Source organism: Kribbella sp., from assembly GCF_035687465.1.
GTDB lineage: Bacteria > Actinomycetota > Actinomycetes > Propionibacteriales > Kribbellaceae > Kribbella.
In genome coordinates, this window is sequence record NZ_DASRXP010000744.1 from 1 (window position 1) to 8216 (window position 8216).

11 protein-coding genes are annotated in these 8216 nt (G+C 67.5%); 8 read left to right on the top strand and 3 right to left on the bottom strand.

The window, feature by feature from the left end:
* Positions 1 to 615, bottom strand: a 615-nt coding sequence (locus VFG33_RS40265; RefSeq protein WP_325058311.1) for an ROK family protein, incomplete at its 3' end; no start/stop codon positions are given.
* A 9-nt stretch (positions 616 to 624) separates the two neighbouring features.
* Here VFG33_RS40265 and VFG33_RS40270 point away from each other — a divergent pair.
* The 5 genes from VFG33_RS40270 (at position 625) to VFG33_RS40290 (ending at position 4451) form a co-directional block, all read left to right on the top strand.
* Positions 625 to 1500 (top strand): alpha/beta fold hydrolase, encoded by an 876-nt coding sequence (locus VFG33_RS40270; RefSeq protein WP_325058312.1) that lies wholly within the window; start codon positions 625 to 627, stop codon positions 1498 to 1500.
* Between the two features lie 101 nt (positions 1501 to 1601).
* Positions 1602 to 2207 (top strand): hypothetical protein, encoded by a 606-nt coding sequence (locus VFG33_RS40275; RefSeq protein WP_325058313.1) that lies wholly within the window; start codon positions 1602 to 1604, stop codon positions 2205 to 2207.
* Positions 2208 to 2266: 59 nt separating this feature from the next.
* Positions 2267 to 2947, top strand: a complete 681-nt coding sequence (locus tag VFG33_RS40280) for a YcnI family copper-binding membrane protein (RefSeq protein ID WP_325058314.1) — start codon at positions 2267 to 2269, stop codon at positions 2945 to 2947.
* A gap of 26 nt (positions 2948 to 2973) precedes the next feature.
* Positions 2974 to 3465 carry a copper resistance CopC family protein gene (locus VFG33_RS40285; RefSeq protein ID WP_325058315.1) on the top strand — a complete coding sequence of 164 codons (492 nt, stop codon included), beginning with the start codon at positions 2974 to 2976 and terminating at the stop codon, positions 3463 to 3465.
* Positions 3465 to 4451 carry a CopD family protein gene (locus VFG33_RS40290; protein ID WP_325058316.1) on the top strand — a complete coding sequence of 329 codons (987 nt, stop codon included), beginning with the start codon at positions 3465 to 3467 and terminating at the stop codon, positions 4449 to 4451. The genes VFG33_RS40285 and VFG33_RS40290 overlap by 1 nt, the downstream gene beginning before the upstream one ends.
* Before the next feature lie 4 nt (positions 4452 to 4455).
* Here the strand turns inward: VFG33_RS40290 and VFG33_RS40295 are convergent, their stop codons facing one another.
* Complete coding sequence (locus VFG33_RS40295; protein WP_325058317.1) at positions 4456 to 5031, bottom strand: hypothetical protein; 576 nt, start codon at positions 5029 to 5031, stop codon at positions 4456 to 4458.
* A 143-nt stretch (positions 5032 to 5174) separates the two neighbouring features.
* Between VFG33_RS40295 and VFG33_RS40300 the strand changes: the two genes are divergently transcribed.
* The 3 genes from VFG33_RS40300 (at position 5175) to VFG33_RS40310 (ending at position 6980) form a co-directional block, all read left to right on the top strand.
* The gene (locus VFG33_RS40300; protein ID WP_325058318.1) at positions 5175 to 5720 is read left to right on the top strand and encodes a TetR/AcrR family transcriptional regulator; all 546 of its coding nucleotides are present in this window, start codon (positions 5175 to 5177) and stop codon (positions 5718 to 5720) included.
* 104 nt (positions 5721 to 5824) lie between these two features.
* Positions 5825 to 6313, top strand: a complete 489-nt coding sequence (locus VFG33_RS40305; RefSeq protein WP_325058319.1) for a MarR family winged helix-turn-helix transcriptional regulator — start codon at positions 5825 to 5827, stop codon at positions 6311 to 6313.
* Between the two features lie 97 nt (positions 6314 to 6410).
* Positions 6411 to 6980 carry an NADPH-dependent FMN reductase gene (locus VFG33_RS40310; RefSeq protein WP_325058320.1) on the top strand — a complete coding sequence of 190 codons (570 nt, stop codon included), beginning with the start codon at positions 6411 to 6413 and terminating at the stop codon, positions 6978 to 6980.
* 775 nt (positions 6981 to 7755) lie between these two features.
* Here the strand turns inward: VFG33_RS40310 and VFG33_RS40315 are convergent.
* Positions 7756 to 7926 carry a hypothetical protein gene (locus VFG33_RS40315; protein ID WP_325058321.1) on the bottom strand — a complete coding sequence of 57 codons (171 nt, stop codon included), beginning with the start codon at positions 7924 to 7926 and terminating at the stop codon, positions 7756 to 7758.
* Positions 7927 to 8216 lie beyond the last annotated feature (290 nt).

The window sequence follows — 8216 nt, forward strand, 5'->3', positions numbered from 1 at the left end:
AACCCCGATCACCTGGCCGCCGACCTCCCGGCCACCGGCCGTCCCGGCGCCGGCCGAGTCGAAGTACGTCTGGAGGATGGCTCGGGAGGAGATCCAGTCTTCGACCGGTCGGTCCCGGTACGACGTTCGGTAGAGCTCGCCGCCCGGCGGCACGGTGTCGCCTTGACGGACCACCTTGCCGCCGAGCAGGAACGCAGTACCGATGCCTGTGCCGATGGTGACGCCGACGCAGCGCTCCAGGCCTTGCAGCGTGCCCGTGGTCCACTCGCCGACCGCGAACGCCTCCGCGTCGTTCACGAACAGAATGCGATCCAGCTGCAGCAGTTCCCGCAAGCTCTTGCCCACGTCCTGCCCGTAGAGCGCTTCGAACTTCTTGTTCCCGCGATACCAGGCGACGCCGGTCCCGTAGTCGAACGGCCCCGGCAACGCCACCACCAGACCGTTTGCCAGCGGCAACTGATCCGCCGCCTGCGCCAGCTGCGTCAGGATCTCGCCCGCCGAGGTCTGTGAGTCGAGCTTCGTCCGGTGCACCGGATCCACCCGCCAGTCAGCCGAAACCACCGCCGCCGTCACATGACTCCCGCCGACTTCCAGAACCGGTACGCCCGAAACCATTCCGCCATCATGCCGGATCGGTTGGGCACTTCAGGCAAACTGGTCGGCATGGAGCTCAGTGTCGACGGAGTGAAGATCGCCTACCACGTGGCGGGCAGCGGGCCGGTCTGCTTGGTGCACCCCGGCGGGCCCGGCATCCACTACGAGTACCTGCGGCTGCCCGAACTGGAGAAGCACCTGACTCTCGTGTACGTCGAACCGGTGGGCACGGGGAACTCCGCGCTGCTGCCCGACGGCGACTACAGCGTGGAGAAGTACGCGTACTTCGCCGACCAGCTGATCCAGCACCTCGGAGTCGAGAAGGCATTCCTCCTCGGCCACTCACACGGCGGATTCGTCGCCCTGCAGCTCGCCCTGGATCACCCCGAACACCTGGCCGGGATCATCGTGTACGACGGGATGGCGTTCAACGGCCCCGAGCTGCACGAAGAAGCCAGTCGCCTGGTCGACGAGTACGCCGTACGCCATCCGGGTGATCCCCTGGCCGAGCAGGTCGTCGCGGCCTGGAACGGGGACGACGGCCTGCCGCCGGACAAGGCGCGCCACCTCGACAACCTCGGCCGGCTGCTGCCCGTCTACTTCAAGGACTACCCGGCGACCAGGGACCGGCTGCTGGAGTGGGAGCAGTCGATCGACCTCACCCTCGACGTCAACCGCCAGCCGGCGCTCTGGGATGTCCGGGACCGGCTCGGTGAGATCTCAGTCCCTGCCCTGATCCTGGTCGGCGAGGCCGACTTCATCTGCGGGGAGAAGTGGGCCCGCCAGTTGCACGACGGGATCCCGGGCTCCGAGCTGGTGGTCTTCCCCGACAGCGGTCATTTCGCCCACGTGGAGGAAACCTCCGCCTTCGGCGACGCGGTGACGACCTTCATCGCAAAACACTAGCCGGTCCCCTGAGCGTAGATGCTGTGGAACGATGGGGTTCTGCAGCGGACCCGCCCAACGGTCACGCTGACACCGCCCCAGATGACGAAGGTGACCTGGTTTTGCGTGCCGAGACCAACGCGACCTCCGCAGTCGTGACGCTGAGCGTCGCGGTCGCGGTGATCGGCCATGTGCTGGCCGGTGGAGCTGTCGCTCTGTCGGTGGTTCCGGAACTCCTCGCCCTCGCCGCGGCCTGCTGGCTGATCGGCGAGCACCTGGCCGGGCGACGCTTGCTCTCCGTGGCCGTTCTGGCCGGCGTCCAGCTCGCAGTCCACCTCACGCTGGACGCGACGCATCAGTCCGCGGCACCCGCTGTGATGGATCACAGTCACGCTCACGGCATGTCGATGCCGATGCCGATGGCAACCGAGCAGCCGTCCCAGCTGCACGAGGGACTCACCGGCGCTCTGACCATGACGGCGGCCCACCTGTTCGTCCTCCTGCTCGGCGTGGTCCTGATCGACCACACCAACCAATGGGCCCAGCGGGTACTACGGATCCTGGCGCGCCTGGTTCCGCAACTCCCGGCCGCCGTGATTCCGGTACCAGCAGTCGCCCGCGCGGTGTCCGGGGTACCGGAGCACCCGCATCTCACCCAGCGGTGGCTGACCTCCAGCGTCTCGCGGCGCGGGCCCCCCGCAGTACGGGTTCTCACAACGTCTTCCTGACCGGCCTGCCTGCCCGCGGGCCGGGTGCAACCCGTGTTCCCGCGAAAGGGTCCCCAGACATGTCCAAGAAACTCGTACTGCGCGCTGCCGCGATCGCCGCGGCCTCCGCGTTCATCATGGTCGGAGCCGTCAACTCGGCCTCCGCCCACGTCTCGGTGTCATCGCCGGACGCCAAGCCCGGCGGTTACGCCAAACTGATCTTCCGGGTGCCGACCGAATCCGACACCGCTGCCACCACCAAGCTTGTCGTGTCGCTGCCCAAGGACCGCCCGTTCGCCAGCGTCCGCGCGCAGGTGAAGGACGGCTGGACAGCGGTCAAGACCACCGAGAAACTGGCCTCGCCGGTCAAAGTCGGCGACGTCACCTTGTCCGAGGCCATCACCTCCGTGACCTGGACCGCGACCGCGGGTGGCGTTCCGGTGGGCAGCTTCGACGAGTTCGCGCTGTCCGTCGGGCGACTGCCCGAAGGCGTGGACTCGCTGAGCTTCCCGGCCGTTCAGACCTACGGTGACGGAGAGGTGGTGAAGTGGGAGGAGATCGCCAAGGAAGGCGCCGAGGAGCCCGAGCACCCCGCTCCCGCGCTCAAGCTGACCACGGCGATCACCCCGGTTGCCGCCAGCACCGACGAGGGCGACGAAGGCGGCTCCGACACGCTGGCCCGGGTGCTCGGCGGGGTCGGACTGCTGCTCGGTCTGGCCGCGCTCGGCCTCGCCCTGCGGCCCCGAAAGATGAACCCGTAGTCGTGCGTCGGCTAGCCGCTGTAGTCGTGGCGTCGCTGCTCACGCTGGTGCTCAGCACCGGGGTGGCGGCGGCGCACGCCAAGCTCGATTCCATGACCCCCGCCGACGGGTCGACGATGGCAGCGCCGCCGACCGAGGTGGTGCTCACCTTCAACGAACCGGTCGGCAGCACGGGGGCCGAGGTCCAGGTCAAGTCGCCGAGCGGGAACAACGTGTCCACCGGCGAGATCCAGGTCATCGACAACAAAGTCACCCAGCCTGTCGGAGCGATGATCGAGGCCGGCAAGTACCAGGTCGACGCTCGGATCGTCTCGGCCGACGGCCACCCGATCACCGCCACCGGCAGCTTCACCGTCACCCACGCGGGTCACGCCGCCGGGCCGGTCGTGGCCACCAGTACGCCCGCTGACGAAGGCAACTCGAACGTCGTCACGATCGTCGCGATGGTCCTGGTGATGCTCGTGGTGGTCGCGCTGGCGGTCGTGATCGTCCGCCGCCGGCCGTCGTCCGAGTCTTGATGAGGAGGTACCTCGCTCCGGGGGTGGTTGCCGCCGGCATCGTCGTGATGGTGGTCGCCCTGCTGGCAGCGGGTGGCGCCCCGGAGCCGCTGCCCGTCGGTCTGACCGGCGCGAGCATGCCCGTCTCCTGGGCCGTTCCGGTACTGCGCCTGCTGGCGGATGTGGCTGCCATTGCCTGCGGAGGTGCCGTGCTCGCGGCGGCGATCTTCCTTCCGGTGGAATCGGGTGGGAAGCTCGGAAAACAAGGGCTTCGGGCCTGCCAGGATGCCGCGATCGCCGCAGCCGTCTGGGCAGTCGCGAGCATCGGTGGACTCCTCACCACAGCCTCGGTGATCCTCGGAGTGCCGCTGTCGCAGCTGTCCAGTCGAGCGAACCAGGCCGCTTCGCTCAACCAGGTCAGGGCTTTGGCGGTCGCTGTTGTGCTGACTGCGGTTCTCGCAGTCGTCCTCAGCGGCTGCCGGACGGCGGCGACTGCGCGGATCGCCCTGGTCCTGACAGCCGCTGCGCTGACCGGTCCGCTCCTGACCGGCCACGGTGCGATCGAGCGGACCACCTTCTGGTCTCTTTCCGCGACGACCTCGCTGGTCGTGCACGTGTTCGCAGCCACCTTCTGGATCGGCGGTCTCGGGGCTTTGGTGCGCTACACCCGTGAGCGGAAGGCGGTCGAGAAGTTCAGCCAGCTGGCGTTGATCTGCGCGATCTCGATCGGCGTCACCGGACTGCTCACCGCCGAGATCCACCTGGGTGGTCACCACGAGGGCTGGGGCCTGATCACCGCCTGGGTGACTACCGGGTACGGCGCCCTCGTCTTCGCCAAGGCCGTCGCCTTCGCCCTGCTGGTCACCATCGGCTGGTGGCATCGCAAATCCACCTTGCCCGCCCTCGCTGCCGAGCAGCCCGCTGCCTTCTGGCGACTGGCCTCAGTCGAACTCCTGCTGATGGCCGGCACAGTCGGCCTGGCCGTCGCCTTGTCCCGCACCCCCTGAAGAATCAGGCCGGCAGCGGATCCCGCGAGGTCGACCAGAGCCATAGCGACAACCAGCAGATCGCGGCCGCAAGAAGCAACAACCCGACCTGCAGAGCCGCCTCCGGTACGGCGGTTCGCAGGGAGACCGGGATTGCCCCAGCCGCATACAGGAGCAACGCCGGCCGCGGTGGTCCCTCGCGACGCCACAGTGAGGCCGCGAACACCGCAGTACTGAGCAGGAAGAGGATCGAACTCACAGTCAGTGCGACTCCGAGGGGTCCGGCGCGCAGTGCGTCGACTGTGGCGTCGTCGACGCGGGGGAAGACGAGGTTGAGGACGAACTCCACCCCGACCAGCAACGCGAGCGCGGCGAAGTTGAGCCCGAACGCCACGGTGCCGAACGAACCACTCCGCCTTCCTGTCCGCGCGAACAACGCCACCACCAAGGCGAGTGCCAGCACCTGGGCCAGCGGTGCGACCAGTTGGGTGACGGCGGTGGTCGGGATCACCTCCGCCCGTTTGGCGGTGTTGACCAGCAGGACGAGCGCACTCGCCAGCCCTGCCACTGCGGCCGTTCGGTACAACGTCGACAACGTCATCTCACGCCTCCATCGATAACAGTCGTTATTTGGATAACGGTTGTTATAGTGGTGCCGACGGTCGCTGACTGCAAGGGCCGTGACCCAGTTGTGTCCTCGGGAACGGATCCCGACTGGGGCGGTGGGGCGGGGAAGGAATTTGAATGGCGCGCAAGACTGATCAGCCCGATATTCGGGAGCGGCTGCTGGCGGGTGCTGCTGAAGTGCTTTCCTCTGACGGGATCGAGGGGCTGACTGTTCGCCGGGTGGTGGAGGCGGCTGGGCGGTCGACGATGTGCGTCTACACGAAGTTCGGCAGCCGCGGTGGTCTGATGAACGCGGTTTACCAGCAGGCGGCGGACGGCCTCTTCGCAGTACTGGAGAGGTCACGGCCGGTGGAGGGGAGTGCGACGCTCGGCCTCGCGGCGGCGTACCGGCGTTTCGCGCTGGCCAATCCGGGGGCGTATGCCTTGCTGTTCGACCATTCGCTGCCGGCGCTCGACATCGACGAGTCGGTCCGCAGTGACACGATCACCCGAGTCGTCGGCCTGCTCACCGACGGTGGGGGAGCGCTCGAGACCTGGGCGACGATGCACGACCTGATCGCCTTGGAGCGCTCGTTGCCTTGGTCTGCAACGGGTCTGCCGTCGGGCGACTGGAAGAGCTTCTACCTGCAGACCCTGCGCTCAGCCCTCGTCGCGCCGGCGTGACGCCGCCGCGTTGAGGGGCCTTTCGCGCAAGCGTCGGGGCAGTTATCCGGCTCCGCGCGACAAATCTCGGTGACATGTCAACAGACGCCGGTACGATGGGGTGCATGACGGAGACACGGTGGCTCGATGCGCGGGAGAAGCATCTGTGGCAGTCGTATCGTGACGTCCACCGCGAGCTGACCAGCGTGCTGGAAGCCAGGCTGATCAGCAATTCCGGGCTGTCCGGGGCGGACTACGCCTTGCTGCATCCACTCTCCATCGCGGAGTGTGGGCTGCTGCGTACGCGCGACCTGGGTGCTGCGGTCGGCTGGGAGCGCAGCCGGTTGTCCCATCAGGTCAGCCGGATGGAGAAGCGTGGTCTGGTGACGCGGGAAGAGTGCGCGTCCGACGCACGCGGCTCGATGGTCAAACTGACCGAGCTCGGCCGCAAGGCGATCGAGGCGGCCGCGCCGGACCATGTTGACGCGGTCCGGGCGTACTTCTTCGACCGGCTGAACCGCGAGGAGCAGGACCTGCTGACCGGCGTACTGGACCGGGTGCTGGCAGGTCTGCCTGCCCGCGATCTCTGCGAGCCGGGCACCCCGGGCTGCTGAGCTGGAGACCCCCTTAGTTGATACGTCATCTACTTCTGCTAATTTTGGTGATGCGTCACCAAACTGATGACGACACCTCTCCTGTGAAGGATCTGTCATGCCCAAGATCGCGATCATCCTCGGCAGCACCCGGCCGGGCCGCAACGGTGAAGCCGTGGCCAAATGGGTGCTGGACATCGCCAAGCAGCGCAGCGACGCCGAGTACGAGCTGGTCGACATCGCCGACTACAAGCTGCCGCACCTGGACGAGGCGATCCCGCCGTCGGTCGGGCAGTACACCCAGCCGCACACGCTCGCCTGGGCCGAGAAGATCGCCTCGTTCGACGGGTTCGTCTTCGTCACCCCGGAGTACAACCACTCCACCTCCGGCGCGCTGAAGAACGCGATCGACTTCCTCTTCGCCGAGTGGAACAACAAGGCGGCCGGCTTCGTCAGCTACGGCGCCGTCGGCGGTGCGCGCGCGGTCGAGCACCTGCGCCTGGTGATGGGCGAACTGAAGGTCGCCGACGTGCGCAACCAGGTCGCCCTCTCGCTGATCACGGACTTCAAGAACTACAGCGAGTTCACCCCGGCCGACTACCACGTCGCGGAGGTCGGCACGATGCTCGACCAGGTCGTCTCCTGGAGCAACGCCCTCGCCACCGTCCGCAACGCCGTCGCCGCCTGACCTAGCCACACAAGCAACCTTCCAACTGGCCAACCCGTCGCATTCGGGACTGTGGTTCGACCGGCGCATTGGCAGTGTGGTTGCGCGGTCTCCGCTGCGTGAGGGTGCTAGCCGAGGTGGTGGGTGTCAAGGGCGCTTCGCGGCCCTTCGGGCTCGAAACAAGTTTCGACCCTTGACACCCACCACCTCGGCCAGGGAAGGACGCAGCTACGCGGATCCCGCGCAGAGGTATGAGCTGCATCAGGGGATTCCGTCCGCCCGGGTGGTTCGTGCGGGATGTTCGGTGCTTCCGCTGATTCCGTCGGCCCGGGTGGCGCCGGTTACCGAAGTGGCCCCCTCCGGACCTACAGAACTCGCGGAACCCTGTCCAGTAACCGGTTTCCCGGGTGGGGTCGGCGAGTTCTGTAGGTCCCGGTGGGGGCCGGGCCGCAAGCCGTGGCGCGGTCTCGCCGGCTAACGGGTTGTGGGACCGATACCGGTCTACTGGGCACTATCGGTCCAACAACCCGCTATCGGCGGTAGGCGCGTCCGGGTGGATGCCGGGTCGTTGGACCGATGCCGGTCTGTAGGGCGGTATCGGCCGAGCAGGCGGCTATCGGCCGGGTGGTTCACCGGGCGGTTCACCGGCTGGTCCGCCTGGTGGTGCGCGCGTTCCGCTAGATGGTGCGCGAGGTCTCGCCCGCCGGCAATCGCCGCTGACCGGGCCGTATTTTGGGGGGTTGACCACTGAGATTGTGGGTTGCCCCTCGAGATTCTCAGGTGGCAACCCACAATCTCAGTGGTCAACCCCGTCCAGATCCGGCGCAAGCGCGACGGCCTGCGCCGGGGTGGGGTGCACCAGTCGCCAGGCCAGGGGAATCCCCAGCCCCGCTCCCGGCGAACCGCCCGCGCGGCGGAGCCGGCGAACCACCCGGGCAGCCTGCCCGACGAATCCCTTGGGCGGCACCCCTCGAGGGAATCCTTGAATTGTGGCCGTTCTTCTCAGCGGCTCCGGGCGTAGCTGCGTCCTTCCCTGGTCGTGGTGAGGTGTGTCAAGGGTCGAACTTGTTCGATCGCCGAAGGCGACGCCAAAGGCGCCCTTGACTCACCTCACCACGACTAGCTGGCTGTAGGTCGGGTCAAGTCCTGCGATGGGTGTGGGGGATCGCTCCGCCGGTGTGGTGGGGTGGAGAGTGGGGTTGGTTGTTGGCCGAGTGGGTCGCGTGGTTGGTCGGGGGGTGTGCCCCGAGCGCCCAT